This is a genomic window from Stenotrophomonas sp. ATs4 (genome assembly GCF_051861585.1).
Lineage (GTDB): Bacteria > Pseudomonadota > Gammaproteobacteria > Xanthomonadales > Xanthomonadaceae > Stenotrophomonas > Stenotrophomonas maltophilia_AS.
The window spans coordinates 266,393-285,897 of the sequence record NZ_JBLYPK010000006.1 but is presented as its reverse complement, the minus strand read 5'-3'; the positions used below and the strand labels follow the sequence as shown (position 1 = coordinate 285,897).

The window sequence follows — 19,505 nt, the reverse complement described above, 5'->3', positions numbered from 1 at the left end:
TATGTGGAATCCCAACCAGCCCCCGGTCAGCATCGATGATGCGCCCGACCGCCTCGGCGCCGGCAACCCCGCGTTGCAGGCTATGGTCGCCGAGGCAGCCTCCGGCGGCACCGCGCTGATGTTGATGCACGTGGACATCGACCACTTCGCGTCAGTCAACGAGAACATGAGCGCCGAAGTCGGCGACCAGGCGCTGGTGCTGGTGGCGCAACGCCTGCAGTCCTACCTGCGCGGGCGCGGCAAACTCTGGCGCCATGGCAGCGATGAATTCCTCATTGCCGTACCGCGCACTGCCGACGTTCCACTGCCGGAGGACTTCGCCGAAGAGATCCGCCAGCAGATGGAATTGCCGCTGTCGGTGCTGCCATACACCCTGTTCATGACCGGCAAGCTGGGGGTCAGCCTGTGCCCGGAACATGCCAGCAGCACCTCGCGCCTGCTCGACCATGCCGAGGACGCGCTGTACCAGGCCGCCCGCGAAGGTGGCAACGCGGTGCGCATCCACGCCGTGGACACGCCACCGAGCGCACACAGTGAAAGCATCATTGCGCGTCAGATCGTCGACGCCATTCCCAATGGCGAGCTGAAGCTGCGCTACCAGCCGTTGGTGAGTGCACGCGACGGCCATGTGGTCGGCATGGAGGCGCTGCTGCGCTGGCAGTCGCCCACGCTGGGCATGCTGGTGCCGGAGCGCTTCATGCGTACCGCCGAACGCCTCGGCATCATCGTGCAGATCGGCACCTGGGTGCTGGAAGGCGCACTGAAGCAGGCACGCCTGTGGCGCGACCAGGGCTTTGATGACTTCACCATCGCGGTGAACGTGTCGACCCTGCAGCTGCTGCGGCCGAATTTCTTTGCCGAAGTGATGGGGGTGATCCAGGCCTCGGGCGTGCCGGCGCAGATGCTGACGCTGGAGATCAACGAAAGCGCACTGACCAACAACGTCAATTTCGTCCACGAGACGCTGGCCAACCTGCGCAACGAAGGCATCAGCCTGAGTCTGGACAATTTCGGTACCGGCGACTCCAGCCTGAGTGCGCTGGTGCGCTACCCGGTGGACAAGCTGAAGATCGACCGCAGCTTCATCAAGAGCGCGCCTGCCGGCAACCGCGAGGCGGCTATTGCCCGCGCGATCATCGCGATGGGCCACCAGCTGGGCATGACGGTGATCGCCAACGGTGTGGAGTCGCAGGCGCAACTGGGCTTCCTGCGCCGCAACGATTGCGATGTATTCCAGGGCTACCTGTTCGGCGAACCGATGTCCGCCGATGCCGCCGGCATGACCCTGCGCCGGCGCTACCTGCGCCCGGAAGCATTCGCCGAAACACGGCCGGACCGCACGCTGTTGCTGCTGGATGACGAAGAGAACGTGCTGCGCTCGCTGGTGCGCCTGTTCCGTCGTGATGGCTACCGCATCCTGGCGGCGGGCAACGTGCGCGATGCGTTCGACCTGCTGGCGATCAACGACGTGCAGGTGATCCTGTCCGACCAGCGCATGAGCGACATGAGCGGCACCGAGTTCCTGGGCCGGGTGAAGATGCTGTACCCGGACACGATCCGCCTGGTGCTGTCGGGCTACACCGATCTGAACACGGTGACCGACGCGATCAACCGCGGCGCGATCTACCGCTTCCTGACCAAGCCGTGGAACGATGATGAGCTGCGCAAGCACATCCACCAGGCGTTCCGTACGTACGAGGAGCAGCGCCGCAGCAACGCCGGGCCGGCGCCGGTGGAGCCGGTCGAGGGTGGCGAGGATCGTCCGCCACCGCGCTGATGGCGGCCGCTGGGCATGGCCCGGCGCTACAGGTGCACGCGGGTAGCGCCGGGCCATGCCCGGCGGATTCCCCCACAGGAGCGGTCAGCGCGGCTGCTTCACCGGCAGCACCACACGGAAGCGCGAGCCCACGCCCGGGGTGCTGTCGAGGTCGATGCGGCCGTGGTGCTTGTTGATGATGCTGTAGGAAATCGACAGGCCCAGGCCGGTGCCGCTGCCCACCGGCTTGGTGGTGAAGAACGGATCGAAGATGCGCTGGCGCAGCTCCGGCGAGATGCCGCCGCCGGTGTCCTCGAACTCGACCCACACGTGATCGCCATCAACGCCGGTACGCACGGTGATGGTGCCGCGCTCGGCGATGGCATGACCCGCGTTGAGCAGCAGGTTCATGTAGACCTGGTTCAACTCCGACGGCAGGCACTCCACCAGCGGCAGCTGGCCGAACTCGCGCACCAGGTGCACTTTGTACTTGAGTTCATTCCAGATGATGTTGATGGTCGATTCCAGGCCGGAATGCAGGTCCACCAGCTTCCAGGACTCATCACGACCGGAGTACGAGAAGTCCTTCAGGTCGCGCACGATGCGGGTCACCCGCTCGATGCCCTCGCGCGATTCGGCCATCAGCTGCGGCAGGTCGCGGCTGATGAAATCGATGTCCAGCCGGTCACGGATATCATCGATTTCCGGGATCAGGGCCTTGGGATCCGGTGCACGCAACGCACGTTCGTAGGCTTCAATGACGGTGAACAGGCTGCGCAGGTATTCCTGCAGGCTGCCCAGATTGGAGTGCACGTAGCCGATCGGATTATTGATCTCATGCGCGACGCCGGCAGCCAGCTGACCGATCGACGCCATCTTCTCCGACTGCAGCAGCTTTTCCTGGGTACCGTTCAGGCGCAGATAGGCCTGGCGCAGCTCGGCATGACGCTGCTGCAGCTCCCGTTCGTAATCTTCCTGCCCTTCGATATGGCGGAACAGGGCCAGGAAATGCCCTTGCCCGACCGGGCCGTGATGGTACAGATGGGCGATGATCACACCCTCGCCCAGCGGAAGGCTGCCATTCCAATGGCCGTGCTGGCGCGCCTGCTCCAGCGCATCCGGTGGCAACAGCTCGCGCAGGCGCTGCGGTGGTGGCAATGCGCCGTGCTCGCCGCTGGCCAGCAGGTTCTGGGCGGCCGGGTTGGCCAGGGCCACCTGCCCGTCTTCGGTGAACAGCAGCAGGCCTTCGCGCAGGCGCTCAAGCAGCGCCTGCAGCACCGGCTGCGGCGGAAGGGGGGCGGTAACCAGGGCGTTGGCAGCGGACACGGCAACTCGGGACGTTCGAACAGGCGCCCAATATACGCGGTCATGCGGCGGGCTTCAGCCCGCCGGAATGTATTGTGCGACCGCCGTCGCGTCAGGCGACGGCGAGTGGGCGGCGCGCAGTGACCGTGTGCGACTGACCCTTGGCGTCATAGGCCGAGGCGTCTTCGGTGCGGCCCAGCTGGCGCAGTGCCCAGTTGACCTCACGACGGCGGCGCGACAGCAGTACGCCGTTGGCGCGGTTGCGCTCGGCCAGTTCCTGCAGCTGTTCGCCCTCGCCGACCGGCGGCGCGCCTTCCAGCGCACGCAGCGCTTCCAGCTTGGCACCGGTGGCCCGGATCAGGGCGTGCACGTCGTGCTCGACCAGGGCCTGGCGTTCAACGTCCAGGGCCTGGGCAAGGCGCTGCAGCGGCTCGCTCATCGCCGCGGTCATCCGTGCAGCTGCTGGTCCAGCTCGAGCATACGCGAGGCAATCGCGTCCGGATTGATCTTGTAGGTACCGTTCTGCAGCGATTCGCGCACGGCCGCCACGCGCTGGGCGTCGATCGCCGGTGCGGTGGTCAGCTCACGCTCGATGGCCTGCAGATTGGTGGCCTCGCCGGTCAGGCGCAGGCTGTCGGCCGCCTCGACCGGGCGGGTCGGCGCATCGCTGCTGACGCCGGGCTTGTTGGCCGGGGTCGTTACGCTGCGCAGTGCCTGGGGGACCTGCAGGTTGCCGTCGATTTTCTGGCTCATGGGGTGTCCTGGAGTTGCCGTACACAAGGGATAACGGCCGCAGGGCCGTGATCTTTAGGGATATTCTGCGGTAATTCAACGCGCCACGATTACGTCACCTGCGGCATCGACCGTGCCCTGCACGATCCGCCGCGAGGACAGGTTCTCCACCGAAACCCGTTCATTCTCACCGGCATCGCCCATCGCACGGCCGGCAATGCGGACCTCGACCGAGCCGCGACGCGAGACCAGGGCTACATTGTCTCCTCGCTTGATGAGACGCTGCACCACCAGATCGTTGTTCGACAGCAGGGCCCCGGCCTGCAATGGACGGCGGGCAATGCGGCCGATCGCTGCATTGGGATCGGCCAGCACCGCGCCGGCAATCCGTGCGGCATCACGCTGGGCAGTAGTGATATCGGCGGCAGTGAGGGTTTCTCCAGTGCCGATTCCTCGGTTGAGCACCAGCACGGTCTGGTTGCGCCGCACCTTCACCGGCACGAACAGGCGCCAGCCACCGGCATCGGGGCAGCTGACCTCCACGGTGGTGTTGGCGGTGGGCTGCACCTGCAGCGGGCCGCCGCACTTGGGCAGGCGCAAGGCATCGGCCACCTGGGCTTCCCCCTCGCTACCGGCCGCCAGCGTCGACAGCGCTGCGGCGCGGATGCTCGCCACCGGCTGCCAGTCTGCGGCGGCCGCCCACGGCGACGCCAGGGCGAACGCGATGGCGAATAGAGATGTGACCCGGCGCATGGCGCCTCCTGTCGATGGGATCTGGTCCTGGTGCGTGCAAGGGGTGTGCCAGAGCGACGGGCCTGTTGATCGGGTCCGGGATGGGGGTCCGACCGGATGGGTAGCGTCGACTGTTAGTCGACTTTCGCGCGAAGCGCGGGGTTTCCCGCGATCGGATCGAAGAGCAGTCGACTAACAGTCGACTCTACAAAAGCAGTGTGGAGCACACGGGCGACACACCACCCTCAAGTTCCGCCGCTGCGACGCCGATACAGCAGCCATGTCCCATGACCTGCTCAACCGGATCGACCAGCGGACCCGCCTGGCCGGCCACAACCGCCTGGCGCTGCTGCTGTTCCGCCTCGGCGGACGTCAGCTTTTTGGCGTCAATGTCTTCAAGGTGCAGGAAGTCCTGCGCCGCCCGGAACTGTTCCAGGTGCCCGGCCTGCCCAGCCAGTTCTCTGGTGTGGCCGACGTCCGCGGACGCTCGGTGCCTGTGCTGGACCTCGGTCTGGCCATCGGCCACCCAGAGCGTGAGCCCGATGCGGACACCTCGCCCGGCTACCTGGTCGTCACCGAATTCAACCGTTCGATCCAGGGCTTCCTGGTCAGCGGCGTGGAGCGCATCGTCAACATCGCGGTGGAAGACATCCATCCACCGCCGGAACTGGGCGCCGAGTCGAGCTACCTGACCGCGGTGACCCGCTTCCAGGGCGAGCTGATCCAGGTGATCGACGTGGAAAGCGTGCTGGCCGACATCGCCCAGGTGCGCGGCGAAGCCGTACTCGACCCGGCAATGGCGATGCCCTCCGACGGCCCGCAACTGCAGGTACTGGTGGTGGACGACTCGCGCGTGGCCCGCCAGCAGATCCGCAGCGTGCTGGACCAGCTGGGCGTGGGCGCCACCCTGCTCTCCGACGGCAAGCAGGCGCTGGAGCATCTGCTGCAGATCCATGCCTCCGGCGAGAACCCGGCCGACCGCTACGCCATGGTCATCTCCGATATCGAGATGCCGGCCATGGACGGCTACACGCTGACGACGGAAATCCGGCGCCACCCGGGCCTGGCCGGCCTGTATGTGCTGCTGCACACCTCGCTGTCGGGCGTATTCAACAATGCGATGGTCGAGCGCGTCGGCGCCAACGCCTTCGTGGCCAAGTACTCGCCGCACGAGCTGGCCGACTTCGTGCTGGACCGCCTGCGCAAGGTGGCGATGGCGGCGTAAGGCCGCCGCACGCGTCTCCGCCGGGCATGGCCCGGCGCTACCAGACACCTGCCCCGACCCACGGTAGCGCCGGGCCATGCCCGGCGAGCGCGACCTTGCGCACCACGATTTGGCACACCCCTTGCAGCTTCCCGGGCAACGTTCCTGTGGGAGTGCATCGTGCGCAACCTGATTACCGACTACCTGGGCGTCCACGCCCAGGCCATGCCGTTGCGCGAACAGCGGATGAAGCTGATCGCCAGCAACCTCGGCAATGCCGACACTCCCGGCTACAAGGCCCAGGACCTGGACTTCGATGCCGCCCTGCGCCATGCCCAGGGGCTGGACGCCAACGGCCTGATGACCACCACCAACGAGCAGCACTACGAAATCAGTAGTGGCCTGAACCCGTTCCAGATCGCGCGCGAAGGCGTGCAGCCCAGCCTGGACGGCAACACCGTCGACCCCGATGCCGAGCGCGCTGCCTATGGCCGCGCCGCCCTCGAGTACCGCGCTTCGCTCAGCTTCGTCGAGAGCAAGGTGCGTTCCATGCTGACCGCGATCACGGGGCAATAAGCCATGAGCAATCTGCCGATCTTCGATATCGCCGGCTCTGCGCTGCAGGCGCAGTCGGTGCGCATGAGCACCATCGCCTCCAACCTCTCCAACGCCGACACCGTGGCCGGTTCCGCCGACGCCGTGTACAAGCCGCTGGAGCCGATCTTCCAGGCCGTCACCAGCAAGAACGATCCGAACATCACCTCGGTGAAGGTCAAGGAAATCACCCAGAGCGATGCGGCGCCGATCAAGCGCTACGAGCCGGGCCATCCGCTGGCCGACGGCGATGGCTACATCTACCAGCCCGACGTCGATCCGGTGGCGCAGATGGTCAACCTGATCTCGACCTCGCGCAACTACCAGGCCGGCGTGGAGATGTTGACCACCGCCAAGGAGCTGGCCCTGGCCACCCTGACCATGGGCCGCTGAGGCCCGCAGCACCGGATACCGCCATGACCACCGCCGTCAACAACCAGACCAGCCAGGACGTGTACTCCGCGCTCGGCCTGAATGCACCCAACAGCAACGCCACGAAAAAGAAGAACACGCTGGACCAGGCCGATTTCCTGCGCCTGATGACCGAGCAGCTGCAGCACCAGGATCCATTGAAGCCGATGGACAACACCCAGATGGTCGCGCAGATGGCGCAGATGTCGACCGTGCAGGGCATCACCGATCTGAACAAGACGGTGAAGGGCTTCCAGCAATCGATGGCCAGCGACCAGGTACTGCGTGGCGCCGCGCTGGTCGGCCACCAGGTGCTGGTGCCGTCGGAAAAGCTGGTGCTGGAAAAGGAAGGCACGGTGGAAGGCACGGTGGCCGCACCGTCGGCCGGCATCATCACCGTCGACGTCACCGATGCCAACGGCGCCAAGATCACCTCACTGAGCGTGGAAGCCAAGGCTTCAGGCGAAACCGCCTTCAAGTGGGATGGCAAGGACGCCAACGGCAAGCGCATGGAACCGGGCAAGTATTCCATCGTTGCCAACCACGTCGACACCACCGGCAAGAGCACCAAGCTGTCCACCTATGTGCAGGCACCGGTGGAGAGCGTGACCGTCGGCTCCGACGGCCTGTACCTGAACCTCAAGGGCCTGGGCACGGCCCCGATCGACTACGTGCTCCGCGTCAGCTGAGCCGCACACCCCGCACTTACCAGGAGCATCCCATGGGCTTCAATGTCTCGCTGTCCGGCATCAATGCCGCCAACTCCGACCTGAGCGTCACCGCCAACAACGTCGCCAACGTCAACACCACCGGCTTCAAGGAATCGCGCGCGGAATTCGCCGACCTGTTCTCGGCCACCGGCTACGGCCTGTCGAAGAATGCAGTCGGCTCGGGCGTGCGCGTCTCCAACGTCGCCCAGCAGTTCAAGCAGGGCCACAACGAACAGACCGGCCGCAGCCTGGACATGGCCATTTCCGGTGAAGGCTTCTTCACCATGAACATGAACGGCTCGCGCGTGTACTCGCGCGCCGGCAATTTCCAGACCGATCCATCCGGCTACGTGGTCAACCCGCAGGGCGCACGCCTGCAGGTGTTCGCACCGAATGCCGATGGCACCAACTTCGACGCCGGCCGCATGGTCGACCTGCAGCTGTTGACCACCGACAGCCCGCCGAAGCAGACCAGCGAAGTAAAGGTCGGCTTCACCCTGCCGGCCAACGCCAAGCAGCCGACCGTCACCACGTTCGACCCGACCGACTCGAACAGCTACAACCATTCCAGCGGCGGCATCACCGTGTATGACTCGCTGGGCGTGAGCCACATCCAGGTCTCGTACTTCGTGAAGGGTGCCAACCCCAACGAGTGGACCGTGCGCAACTATGTGGACGGCCAGCCGGCCGGTGCACCGACCCCGGTCACCTTCGACAACAGCGGCAAGCTGACCGCACCGGCCAACGGCAAGGTCAGCCTCGGCACCTTTACCCCGACCACCGGTGCCGGCGTGCTGAACATGACGCTCGATGTGAGTGGCTCGACCCAGTACGGCGAGAAGTTCGCCCTGCGCAACACCCAGCAGGACGGCTACGCCGCCGGCAAGCTCAATGAAATCACCGTGTCGGAAACCGGCGTGGTCTACGCCCGCTACTCCAACGGTGCCGACAAGCCGCTGGGCCAGGTTGCGCTGACCACCTTCAACAATCCGCAGGGCCTGGAATCGAAGGGCAACAACCTGTGGGTGGACACGTTCAGCTCGGGCACGCCGCGTACCGGCATGCCGGATACGTCCAACCTCGGCAAGATCCAGGCCGGTTCGCTGGAAGCATCCACCGTCGACCTCACCGAGCAGCTGGTCAACATGATCACCGCGCAGCGCAACTTCCAGGCCAACGCGCAGATGATCACCACCCAGGACCAGATCACCCAGACCGTCATCAACATCCGTTGATGACCTGCTGACCCTGCAACGGAACTTCCCGCATGGATAAAGCCCTTTACGTGGCGATGACCGGTGCCCGCGCCTCCCTGCAGGCGCAGGGTACGCTCAGCCACAACCTCGCCAACTCCGACACTCCCGGCTTCAAGGAAGCGCTGGCCAACACCGAAGCCTTCCCGATCCGCGGGCCGGGCTTTGCCTCGCGGGTGGATGCGTTGCACGTCGACGCCGGGTTCAACCGTACGCCCGGCTCGCAGCACATCACCGGCAAGCCGCTGGACCTGTCATTGCAGACCGGCACCTGGCTGGCGGTACAGTCCAGCGACGGCAGCGAAGCGTATACACGGGGGGCGGCGCTGTCGGTGACGCCGAACGGCCAGCTGGTGACCTCCAGCGGCCGTGCGGTACTGGATGACAACAACAATCCGATCGCCATTCCGCCCTACCAGGCGATGGAGATCGGGGCCGACGGCACGATCTCGATCATCCCGCAGGGCGAAGGCCCGCAGACGATGGCACAGATCGGTCGCATCAAGGTGGTGCAGGCCCCGGATGAGCGCCTGGAGCGTGGCCTGGATGGTCTGTTCCGCAACACCGACCCCCTCCAGCCATTCGCCCCGGCGCAGGGCACGGCCGTGCACAGCGGCCAGCTGGAAGGCAGCAACGTGGATGCCGCTGGCGCGCTGGTGCAGATGATCCAGCTGCAGCGCCAGTACGAAATGCAGGTGCAGGTGATCAAGCACGGCGACGAAAACGCGCGCAGCGCCAACAGCATGTTGCGCCTGGGCAGCTGACGGAATTCCGGCGCTGGCTGACGCCGGCGCTGGCACACCGCTTGCACACCCGCACTCAAGGGCCGCACCACGCGGCCAGCTTCACCAGACAGGACAGCGAAGATGAACCAGGCACTGTGGATCGCAAAAACCGGACTGGATGCGCAGCAGATGCGCATGTCGGTGGTTTCCAACAACCTCGCCAACACCAACACCACCGGCTTCAAGCAGGACCGTGCCAGCTTCGAAGACCTGCTGTACCAGCAGGTACGCCAGCCCGGCGGCTCGTCTTCGGCGCAGACCCAACTGCCGACCGGCCTGCAGCTCGGCACCGGTGTGCGCGTGGTCGCCACCGCCAAGAATTTCGAACAGGGCGGCCAGCAGCAGACCGGCCGCGCTCTGGACGTGATGGTCAACGGCCGCGGCTTCTTCGAAGTGCAGATGCCCGATGGCAGCTCGGCCTACACCCGTGACGGCTCGTTCAAGATCAACCAGGACAGCGAACTGGTCACCAACAGCGGTTACCCGGTGCAGCCGGGCATCCAGATTCCCGAAGGCGCGCAGTCGGTGACGATCGGTACCGACGGCACCATCAGCGTGAAGATGGCCGACGGCGCAGCTTCGGTGGAAGTGGGCGCGCTGACCCTGACCGACTTCGTCAATCCGGCCGGCCTGCAGGCGCGCGGCGAGAACCTGTTCCTGGAGACCACGGCCTCCGGCCCGGCACAGAACGGCAATCCCGGCCTCAATGGCCTGGGCACCGTGGTGCAGGGCGCGCTGGAAGGCAGCAACGTCAACGTGGTGGAAGAGCTGGTGTCGATGATCGAAACCCAGCGCGCCTACGAAATGAACGCCAAGGCGATTTCCACCACCGATTCGATGCTCGGCTACCTCAACAACAAGCTCTGACCGGCCCAACCGGGAAACCGCCATGTCGCCCCTTTCCAACTTCGCCCGTACCGCCCTCGCCTGCACTGTGGCCGCCCTGCTCGGTGGCTGCGTGATCGCGGGCGACGTGCGCCCCTACCCGACGATGGCACCGATCCAGCCGATCATGCCGCCGCAGGCTGCACCCACCGCCGGGGCGATCTACGCCGCCGGCCCGACCCTGCAGCTGTACTCGGACCGTCGCGCACGGGACGTAGGCGACCTGCTGACGATCAGCCTGCTGGAAAACACCACCGCACAGACCAGTGCCAACACCGCCACCAACAAGGAATCGAACCTGAGCCTGGGCACGCCGTCCATCTTCGGCGCACCGGTCACCCTGGGCGGCAAGGACATTCTGAGCGCCTCGGCCAAGGGTGCACGTGACTTCACCGGCAAGGGCAACAGCGCACAGAGCAACCGCCTGCAGGGCAACGTTACGGTGACCGTGATCCAGCGCCTGCCCAACGGCAATCTGGTGGTACAGGGGCAGAAGAATCTGCGCCTGAACCAGGGCGATGAACTGGTGCAGGTACAGGGCATCGTGCGTCCCGGCGACATCAGCCAGGACAACACCATTCCGTCCAGCCGCGTGGCTGAAGCCCGCATCGTCTATGGCGGTCGTGGACCGGTCGCGCAATCCAACGCGATGGGCTGGCTGAGCCGCTTCTTCAACTCCGGCCTGACGCCGTTCTGAGTATGGCCATGAAACTCTTCTCCTCTTCTTCCTGGCAGCGACGCAATAAAACATGCCCCGAGTCGGCGCGGCCGGTCCTGGGCGCGTGGCGACGCGTTCTTGCAACCGGCGCACGTCGGTCATGGGGCGCGGCGTCGCTCTACTGTGGCGTGTTCATGGTCTTCGCGGTGGTGGCCCCGGCCAGTGCCGAGCGCATCAAGGACCTGGCCCAGGTGGGTGGCGTGCGCGGCAACGCGCTGGTCGGCTATGGCCTGGTGGTCGGCCTTGATGGCAGCGGCGACCGCACCAGCCAGGCGCCGTTCACCGTGCAGAGCCTGAAGAACCTGCTCGGCGAACTGGGTGTCAACGTGCCGGCCAACGTCAATCCGCAGCTGAAGAACGTGGCCGCCGTGGCGATCCACGCCGAACTGCCGCCGTTCGCCAAACCGGGCCAGCCGATCGACATCACGGTGTCGTCGATCGGCAATGCGGTATCGCTGCGTGGCGGCTCGCTGCTGATGGCGCCGCTGCGTGGTGCCGATGGCCAGATCTACGCCATTGCCCAGGGCAACCTGATCGTCGGCGGCTTTGGTGCGCAGGGCAAGGACGGTTCCCGCGTCTCGGTGAACGTGCCGAGCGTTGGCCGCATCCCCAACGGCGCGACCGTTGAGCGCGCCCTGCCCGATCCGTTGGCCAATGGCGGCGACATCACCCTGAACCTGCACAACAACGACTTCACGACGGTCTCGCGCATGGTCGCCGCGCTCAACAACGCGTTCGGCGAAGGTGCCGCGCGTGCGGTCGACGGCGTGACCGTAGCGGTCACCGCGCCGACCGATCCGGGCGCGCGCATCGGCCTGCTGGCACGCATCGAGAACCTGGAACTCACCCCGGGTAGCGCCCCGGCCAAGGTGGTGGTCAATTCGCGCACCGGCACCGTGGTCATCGGCCAGCAGGTGCGCGTGGGACCGGCCGCGATCTCGCACGGGTCGCTGACCGTCACCATCCAGGAAAACACCAACGTCAGCCAGCCCAACGCCTTGTCCGGCGGACGCACCGTAGCCAGCCCGCAGTCGACCATTACCGCCACCAATGACGGCAGCCGCATGTTCAAGTTCAGCGGCGGCACCACCCTGGACGAGATCGTGCACGCGGTGAATGCCGTAGGCGCGGCACCGGGCGATCTCATCGCGATCCTGGAAGCCCTGAAGCAGGCCGGCGCATTGAGTGCCGAGCTCGAGGTGATCTGACATGCGCATTACGCCCGCATTCGATCTGCACCCGGCGCAACAGAACGATCCGGCCAAGATCGACAAGGTCGCGCGGCAGCTGGAAGGCCAGTTCGCGCAGATGCTGGTCAAGAGCATGCGTGACGCCAGTTTTGGCGACTCGCTGTTCCCCGGCGAGAACAAGATGTTCCGCGAGATGTACGACCAGAAGATTGCCGAAGCGATGACCCGCGGCAAAGGCCTGGGGCTGTCGGGCATGATCAGCCGGCAGCTGTCCGGGCAGGCCGCCGAGGGCCCCGCGCTGGACACCCGCGTGGACCCGGCCAAGGCCAGCCGTGCCTACCAGCTCAATGCACCGGCCAAGCCGGCACCGTCGCTGCCACTGGAGGACGGCAGCCAGGCCGTACGCCTGCTGCAGCAGATGGCCGCCGGTGCGCAGCAGGGTGCGCAGGCATCCGTCGCGCCGATGGAACAGGCCCTGGACCTGATCGCCGGTCGTGAGAGCAGCAGCATGCACCGCTCGCTGGGCACCGAAGATCCGTACATCGGCAGCCTGCAGGGCGAAGACTGGGCCGCCAACAGCGACCAGTGGTCGGCCACCGCCAGCAACCGCGGCACCGCGATGAACCCGGCCGATGCGATGGCCACCCGTACCGCCGTGGCCCAGCTCGGCGAACACACACCGGAGGGCTTCGTCGCCAGCATCTGGCAGCACGCGCAGAGCGCAGCCAAGGAACTGGGCGTGGATGCCCGCGCCCTGGTCGCCCAGGCGGCGCTGGAAACCGGCTGGGGCAAGCGCCACATCAAGCATGCCGACGGCAGCACCTCGCACAATCTGTTCGGCATCAAGGCCAATGGCTGGAACGGCCAGCGCGCCGTGGCCGGCACTCATGAATATGTCGATGGCGTGCGCCGCAACGAGACCGCCAGCTTCCGCGCCTACAGCTCACCGGCCGAGAGCTTCGCCGACTACGTGCGCCTGCTGAAGACCAGCCCGCGCTACCAGCAGGCCCTTCAGGCCGGCACCGACGTGCAGGGCTTCGCCAGCGGCCTGCAGCGCGCCGGCTATGCCACCGATCCGCGCTACGCGGCCAAGATCGCCGCGATTGCCGGCGGCCCGACCATCGAGCGCGCCGTCAGCGCTGTGGCCGATGCCGGCTCGCGCCTTGGCCAGACCTTCGCCAGCACCGCAACCGCGGCGCTGGGTATCACTCGTCGTTGAGGAACCCCATGTCCAGCGTACTTTCCACCGGTACCGGTGCCCTGCTCGCCTTCCAGCGTGCGTTGGCGACCACCAGCCACAACGTGGCCAACCTCAATACTCCCGGCTACAGCCGACAGAAGGTCAACTTTGCCACCGCCGATCCGCAGAACTACGGCTATGGCACGGTCGGCAACGGCACCCGCATCACCGACATCCGCCGCACCGCCGACCAGCTGGCGATCTCGCGCCTGCTCGACAGCAGCGGTGAGCTGGCGCGCCTGAAGCAGCTTTCGAGCATGGCCGACCGCGTCAACGCGCTGGTCTCCGACCCCGCCACCAACGTGTCCGGGGTCTGGTCGAACTTCTTCGACTCGGTCAGTGGCCTGTCCTCCAACGCTGCCGGCACCGCAGACCGGCAGAACATGCTGGACGGCGGCAAGGCCCTGGCCAACCGCTTCGTGCAGCTCAACACGCACCTGAACAACCTCAACGGCGAGGTCAACAACGGCCTGATGGCCGGTGCCACCGAGGTCAACCGGCTGGCGCAGGAAATCGCACAGATCAATGGCGCCATCGGCACCAACATCGCCAACGCCGCGCCCGATCTGCTCGATCGCCGCGACCAGCTGATCACCCAGCTGATCGGCTACACCGGCGGTACGGCGGTGATCCAGGACGGCGGCATCATGAATGTCTACACCGCCGGCGGCAACGCGCTGGTGGTAGGCACCACGGCGACCAAGGTCACCACCGTGGCCGACCCGTACCAACCGGAGCGCCTGCAGCTGGCATTGGAAACGCAGGGCAACACGATCCGTCTCGACGCCAAGGCGGTCGGTGGCCAGATTGGCGGCCTGCTGGAGTTCCGCGACACCGTGCTGACCCCGGCCCAGGCCGAACTGGGCAAGCTGGCCGTGGGCCTGGCCGAGAGCTTCAACCAGGCCCACCACCAGGGCGTGGACCTTTACGGCAAGCTGGGCGGCGACTTCTTCAACATCGGCAATCCGCGCGTCACCGCCAACAACAGCAACACCGGCACCGCCAGCCTCAGCGCAACGTATGGCGATCTGGGCAAGCTGGACGCGCAGAACGTGGTGCTGCAGTTCGATGGCAGCAACTGGAAGGCCAGTCGCGCCGATACCGGCGCCAATGTTCCGCTGACCGGCACCGGCACGGCGACCGATCCGCTGGTCATCAACGGCGTCAAGCTGGTGATGGCCGGTACCCCGGCGGCCAATGACCGATTCCTGCTGCAGCCCACCGCCGGCGTGGCCGGCAGCATGGAGATCGCGATCACCGATCCGTCGCGCATCGCGGCCGCCGCAGCCGTGAAGGGTGCCGCCGCGACATCCAACACCGGCACCGGCAAGCTGAGTGGCGTTGCGGTCACCGACTCGACCCATGCCAACCTGCGCAATCCGGCGGCGATCGTGTTCACCTCGGCCACCACCTACACCATCGACGGTGGCCCGCCGCAGACCTACACCCCCGGCCAGACCATCAGCGCCAACGGCTGGAGCTTCGTGCTGGATGGCGCCCCGAAGGTCGGCGACACCTTCAACATCACGCCGACGCCGGCCGGTTCCTCGGACAACAGCAATGCCGCCAAGCTGGCCAAGGTCGAGAGCGCCAAGGCGTTCAATGCGGGCACCGTGACCCTCAACGGCGCTTTGGGCGGCCTCACCACCCAGGTCGGCGCCGCCGCCCGTTCGGCCGAGTACTCGCTGGATGCGCAGCTGGTGATCAACGACAAGGCGCAGGAAGCGCGTGATGAGGTGTCCGGCGTCAACCTGGATGAAGAAGCCGCCGACATGCTGCGCCTGCAGCAGGCCTACCAGGCCGCCTCGCAGCTGATCTCCACCGCCGACAGCATGTTCCAGACCATCCTGGGAGCGGTCCGCCGATGAGCAGCCGCATCTCCACCAGCATGATGTACAACCAGTCCGTGTCGCTGATGATGGCCAAGCAGGCCAAGCTCAGCCACCTGGAGCAGCAGATCGCCACCGGCAGCAAGATCGTCACCGCCAAGGACGATCCGGTCGGCGCCGGTGCTGCGGTCGGCCTGGACCGCAGCCTGGCCGCACTGGACCGTATGAAGCTCAACGCCGGCAACGTGCAGAACCGGCTGGGCGTGCAGGAAAACACCCTGGCACAGGTCAACAACCTGATGGGACGGGTCAACGACCTGACCATCCAGGCCAGCAATCCTGCGTTGAGCGCGGCCGACAAGAAGACGCTGATCACCGAGCTGAACCAGATCCGCGACGGCCTGCTGTCACTGGCCAACGCCGATGACGGCACCGGCCGCTACGTGTTTGGCGGCACCAACGACGGCGATCCGCCGTTCGCCAAGATCAATGGCAAGGTGGTCTACCGCGGTGACCAGACCCAGCGCCAGATCGAGGTCGGCCCTGACACCTACGTACGCGACTCCCTCCCCGGCAGCGAGATCTTCATGCGCATTCCCACCGGCGATGGCTTCGTCGACGGCGGTGCCGCGGCGGGCAATACCGGCAATGGCGTGCTGACCAACATCACCCGCGATGGCAGCGACAGCTGGAACGGGCAGAGTTTCAGTGTCCGCTTCACCGCCGCCAACCAGTACGAAGTGCTCGATGGCGCCGGCAACGTGACCGGTACCGGCACCTACAAGGCCGGTGACAATCTGGAAGTGAACGGGGTGCGCCTGCAGATCACCGGTGCGCCCGCTGCGGGCGACAGCTTCAACGTGAAGCCAGCGACCAGCCGCGACATCTTCGACACCATGGACAAGCTGATCACCGCGCTTGACGCCGACACCGGTACCACCGCGAAGATGAGCGCGCAGCAGAACGAGTTGCAGAGCGCGCTGCGCGACGTGGCACGTGCATCGGAACGGATGATCGATTCACGAGCGGCCGGTGGTGCACAGCTGAAGGCGCTGGACAATGCCGCTGACATGCGTGAAGCCAACAGCGTGACCCTGAAGACCACGCTGTCGCAGATGCGCGACCTGGACTATGCCGATGCGCTGAGCCAGTACCAGCTGCAGAGCACTGCCCTGCAGGCGGCGCAGACAATCTTCTCGCAGATGCAGTCGATGTCGTTGTTCAACAAGATCCGCTGACGCATCTCCTGCGTCACCCCTGAAAGGCCGCGTTGCCCTGCATCGCGGCCTTTTTCGTTTCCGCGGCCCTGGCCCGCTGCGCCCGCCGGGCATGGCCCCGCGCTACCGGCATACGGCTATCTCAGGCCGATTTTCCGTGATTGCCCATCAAGCCCGGCCGGACCCCGCCGATACCTTCATCAGCGCTGGTTGGGCATGCCCGGCCGCTTCCTTCCGGGGTCGCCTTCACGCCCTTCCCGGGCTGAAAACCCCGGAAAAACAGCTTCCGGCAACGAATTACGGCTTCAACGGAATTCACGGCTAAAGGTTGTTGACAAAGCGCCGTTATTCATTTGGCAACAGCGAAGCACACAGCCACACAAAAAAACAGGCGGCGCTTCGTTTCATTCACCAACGGGTTCCATATAAGAGGAGACGACCCCATGGCACAGGTAATCAACACCAATACGATGTCGCTCAACGCTCAGCGCAACCTGAGCACCAGCGGCAGCTCGCTCGCCACCAGCATCCAGCGCCTCTCGTCCGGCCTGCGCATCAACAGCGCGAAGGACGACGCGGCCGGACTGGCCATCAGCGAGCGCTTCACCACCCAGATCCGTGGTCTGGACGTGGCCATCCGCAACGCCAACGACGGTATCTCGCTGGCCCAGGTCGCCGAAGGCTCCCTGAACGAAGTCGGCAACAACCTGCAGCGCATCCGCGAACTGGGCGTGCAGGCCTCCAATGCCACCAACTCCGCCAGTGACCGCAAGGCCCTGCAGGCCGAAGTGACCCAGCTGGTCGGCGAAATCGACCGCGTCGCCAAACAGGCCGACTTCAACGGCACCAAGCTGCTGGATGGCTCCTTCACCAGCCAGCTGTTCCAGGTCGGCGCCAACGCCGGCCAGGCCATCGCCATCAACAGCGTGGTCAACGCCAAGGCCGATTCGCTGGGCGCCGCTACCTTCGCCAACGGCTATGCCGGCACCAGCCTGGCCGCAGCCGACAAGGCCACCGCCGACACCACCTACTCGGGTCTGCAGATTTCGGTGACCCCGCCGGGCGGCACCGCCACCACGATCACCGTCAGCGACTTCACCGTGAAGGCGGGTGAATCGATCACCTCGGCCACCTCCGCTGCGATCAACAACAAGCTGGGCGAAACCGGCGTCATGGCCTCGGTCAATGCCGGTGTGATCAGCCTGGCTTCGGTCAAGGACGGCCAGACCTTCACCCTGGGTGTCAGCGCCGCAACCCCGCCGACCGGCGCCACCGCCGCAACCATCGCCGGCCTGGGCCTGACCGAGACCAGCACCAATGGTGGCCTCCTGACCACTGCGACGGCCAGTTTCGTAAAGGACCTGAATGTGACCACGGCGGAAGGCGCGCAGAAGGCGCTGTCGATCGTCGACAAGGCCCTGGAGTCCGTCAACAGCGTCCGCGCCGACCTCGGTGCGATCCAGAACCGTTTCACCTCGGTGGTGGCCAACCTGCAGACCTCCTCGGAGAACCTGTCGGCCTCGCGCAGCCGCATCCGCGATACCGACTTCGCCAAGGAAACCGCCGAACTGACCCGCACCCAGATCCTGCAGCAGGCCGGGACGGCCATGCTGGCCCAGGCCAACCAGGTACCGCAGAACGTGCTCAGCCTGTTGCAGCGCTGACATGAGTCGTCCCCGAAGCACGTCGGGGGCGTCTAACCCAACTCACGTGCAACCGCTCAAGGACCTCTCCTCATGGCACAAGTCATCAACACCAACACGATGTCGTTGAATGCTCAGCGTAACCTGAGCACCAGCGGCAGCTCGCTGGCCACCACCATCCAGCGCCTGTCCTCCGGTTCGCGCATCAACAGCGCCAAGGACGACGCCGCTGGTCTGGCGATCTCCGAGCGCTTCGGCACGCAGATCCGCGGTACCGACGTCGCCATCCGCAATGCCAACGACGGCATTTCGCTGGCCCAGGTCGCCGAAGGTTCGCTGACCGAAATCGGCAACAACCTGCAGCGTATCCGTGAACTGGCGGTGCAGTCGTCCAACGCCACCAACTCGACCAGCGACCGCAAGGCGCTGCAGGCCGAAGTGACCCAGCTGGTCGGCGAAATCGACCGCGTCGCCAAGCAGTCGGACTTCAACGGCACCAAGCTGCTGGACGGCTCGTTCACCAGCCAGCTGTTCCAGGTCGGCGCCAACGCCGGTCAGGCGATTGCCATCGACAAGGTCATCGACGCCAAGTCCGGCTCGCTGGGCAACGTCAAGTTCACTGCCGATGTGGCTGCAACCGCCAGCGCCGCCGCCGCGACCAGCGATGGCAAGGTTTCGGGCATGAAGCTCAATGGCGTGACCATTGACGACATCAGCTGGAAGGCCGGCGCGACCGCTTCGGACGTCGCCACCGCCGTGGCCAACGGCATCAACAAGCAGATCGGTGAAACCGGCCTGAGCGCCAGCGTCGACGCCACCGGCAAGATCACTCTGGCATCGCTGAAGGCCGACAAGGACTTCACCCTGGATGCGGCCGGCACCATCACCGGCGGCGCTGGTACTCCGGGCACCCCGACGGCTGCCACTGAAATTGGCATGACCGGTATCGCCAGCACCACCGCTGCGGCCACCACCAACGCCAGCTTCGCCAAGAACCTGGACGTCAGCAGCTTCAAGGGCGCCCAGCAGGCACTGGAAATCGTCGACAAGGCACTGGGCTCGATCAACAGCACCCGCGCCGACCTCGGTGCCATCCAGAACCGCTTCACCTCGGTCGTGGCCAACCTGCAGTCGTCCTCGGAGAACATGTCCGCGTCGCGTAGCCGCATCAAGGACACCGACTTCGCCAAGGAAACCGCCGAACTGACCCGCACCCAGATCCTGCAGCAGGCCGGTACGGCCATGCTGGCCCAGGCCAACCAGGTGCCGCAGGGCGTGCTCAGCCTGCTGCGCTGATCCGC

The 19,505-nt window shown here is 65.9% G+C and carries 19 protein-coding genes; 15 read left to right on the top strand and 4 right to left on the bottom strand.

Annotation, left to right across the window (positions count from 1 at the left end):
- The first annotated feature begins 1 nt into the window (after nucleotide 1).
- Nucleotides 2-1,777: an EAL domain-containing protein gene (locus ABR323_RS13040; protein ID WP_135273564.1), complete on the top strand. Its 1,776-nt coding sequence runs from the start codon at nucleotides 2-4 to the stop codon at nucleotides 1,775-1,777.
- A gap of 84 nt (nucleotides 1,778-1,861) precedes the next feature.
- On the opposite strand, the gene ABR323_RS13035 is transcribed toward ABR323_RS13040, so the two are convergent.
- From ABR323_RS13035 to flgA, 4 genes are all read right to left on the bottom strand, one after another.
- Nucleotides 1,862-3,082, bottom strand: a complete 1,221-nt coding sequence (locus tag ABR323_RS13035; protein WP_135273563.1) for an ATP-binding protein — start codon at nucleotides 3,080-3,082, stop codon at nucleotides 1,862-1,864.
- Between the two features lie 91 nt (nucleotides 3,083-3,173).
- Nucleotides 3,174-3,512, bottom strand: coding sequence for a flagellar protein FlgN (locus tag ABR323_RS13030; RefSeq protein ID WP_006366325.1), 339 nt, complete (start codon nucleotides 3,510-3,512; stop codon nucleotides 3,174-3,176).
- Nucleotides 3,509-3,814 (bottom strand): flagellar biosynthesis anti-sigma factor FlgM, encoded by a 306-nt coding sequence (gene flgM, locus ABR323_RS13025; protein ID WP_006366323.1) that lies wholly within the window; start codon nucleotides 3,812-3,814, stop codon nucleotides 3,509-3,511. The genes ABR323_RS13030 and flgM overlap by 4 nt, the downstream gene beginning before the upstream one ends.
- Before the next feature lie 75 nt (nucleotides 3,815-3,889).
- On the bottom strand, nucleotides 3,890-4,546 hold the full coding sequence (gene flgA, locus ABR323_RS13020; protein ID WP_439449610.1) for a flagellar basal body P-ring formation chaperone FlgA: 657 nt from the start codon (nucleotides 4,544-4,546) through the stop codon (nucleotides 3,890-3,892).
- Nucleotides 4,547-4,805: 259 nt separating this feature from the next.
- Between flgA and ABR323_RS13015 the strand changes: the two genes are divergently transcribed.
- The 14 genes from ABR323_RS13015 (at nucleotide 4,806) to ABR323_RS12950 (ending at nucleotide 19,500) form a co-directional block, all read left to right on the top strand.
- Complete coding sequence (locus ABR323_RS13015; RefSeq protein WP_135273561.1) at nucleotides 4,806-5,750, top strand: chemotaxis protein; 945 nt, start codon at nucleotides 4,806-4,808, stop codon at nucleotides 5,748-5,750.
- Nucleotides 5,751-5,909: 159 nt separating this feature from the next.
- Nucleotides 5,910-6,305, top strand: a complete 396-nt coding sequence (flgB, locus tag ABR323_RS13010; RefSeq protein ID WP_135273560.1) for a flagellar basal body rod protein FlgB — start codon at nucleotides 5,910-5,912, stop codon at nucleotides 6,303-6,305.
- A 3-nt stretch (nucleotides 6,306-6,308) separates the two neighbouring features.
- Nucleotides 6,309-6,716 (top strand): flagellar basal body rod protein FlgC, encoded by a 408-nt coding sequence (gene flgC / locus ABR323_RS13005; RefSeq protein WP_005409575.1) that lies wholly within the window; start codon nucleotides 6,309-6,311, stop codon nucleotides 6,714-6,716.
- 23 nt (nucleotides 6,717-6,739) lie between these two features.
- Nucleotides 6,740-7,423: a flagellar hook assembly protein FlgD gene (locus tag ABR323_RS13000; protein ID WP_439449609.1), complete on the top strand. Its 684-nt coding sequence runs from the start codon at nucleotides 6,740-6,742 to the stop codon at nucleotides 7,421-7,423.
- 32 nt (nucleotides 7,424-7,455) lie between these two features.
- Nucleotides 7,456-8,679 (top strand): flagellar hook protein FlgE, encoded by a 1,224-nt coding sequence (gene flgE, locus ABR323_RS12995; RefSeq protein WP_049436368.1) that lies wholly within the window; start codon nucleotides 7,456-7,458, stop codon nucleotides 8,677-8,679.
- 32 nt (nucleotides 8,680-8,711) lie between these two features.
- Nucleotides 8,712-9,461 (top strand): flagellar basal body rod protein FlgF, encoded by a 750-nt coding sequence (locus ABR323_RS12990; protein ID WP_439449608.1) that lies wholly within the window; start codon nucleotides 8,712-8,714, stop codon nucleotides 9,459-9,461.
- A 102-nt stretch (nucleotides 9,462-9,563) separates the two neighbouring features.
- Entirely contained in the window at nucleotides 9,564-10,349 is a 786-nt protein-coding gene (gene flgG, locus ABR323_RS12985) for a flagellar basal-body rod protein FlgG (protein WP_005409571.1), read from the top strand.
- Between the two features lie 22 nt (nucleotides 10,350-10,371).
- Nucleotides 10,372-11,064, top strand: a complete 693-nt coding sequence (flgH, locus tag ABR323_RS12980; protein WP_439449607.1) for a flagellar basal body L-ring protein FlgH — start codon at nucleotides 10,372-10,374, stop codon at nucleotides 11,062-11,064.
- A gap of 155 nt (nucleotides 11,065-11,219) precedes the next feature.
- Nucleotides 11,220-12,293, top strand: coding sequence for a flagellar basal body P-ring protein FlgI (locus ABR323_RS12975; protein WP_439449664.1), 1,074 nt, complete (start codon nucleotides 11,220-11,222; stop codon nucleotides 12,291-12,293).
- 1 nt (nucleotide 12,294) lies between these two features.
- Nucleotides 12,295-13,494, top strand: coding sequence for a flagellar assembly peptidoglycan hydrolase FlgJ (locus ABR323_RS12970; RefSeq protein WP_439449606.1), 1,200 nt, complete (start codon nucleotides 12,295-12,297; stop codon nucleotides 13,492-13,494).
- 8 nt (nucleotides 13,495-13,502) lie between these two features.
- A complete protein-coding gene (gene flgK, locus ABR323_RS12965) occupies nucleotides 13,503-15,383 on the top strand; it encodes a flagellar hook-associated protein FlgK (protein WP_135273553.1) in 1,881 nt (626 codons plus the stop codon).
- Entirely contained in the window at nucleotides 15,380-16,582 is a 1,203-nt protein-coding gene (flgL, locus tag ABR323_RS12960) for a flagellar hook-associated protein FlgL (RefSeq protein ID WP_439449605.1), read from the top strand. The genes flgK and flgL overlap by 4 nt, the downstream gene beginning before the upstream one ends.
- 422 nt (nucleotides 16,583-17,004) lie before the next feature.
- On the top strand, nucleotides 17,005-18,225 hold the full coding sequence (locus ABR323_RS12955) for a flagellin (protein WP_439449604.1): 1,221 nt from the start codon (nucleotides 17,005-17,007) through the stop codon (nucleotides 18,223-18,225).
- 72 nt (nucleotides 18,226-18,297) lie between these two features.
- Nucleotides 18,298-19,500: a flagellin gene (locus ABR323_RS12950; RefSeq protein ID WP_439449603.1), complete on the top strand. Its 1,203-nt coding sequence runs from the start codon at nucleotides 18,298-18,300 to the stop codon at nucleotides 19,498-19,500.
- Nucleotides 19,501-19,505 lie beyond the last annotated feature (5 nt).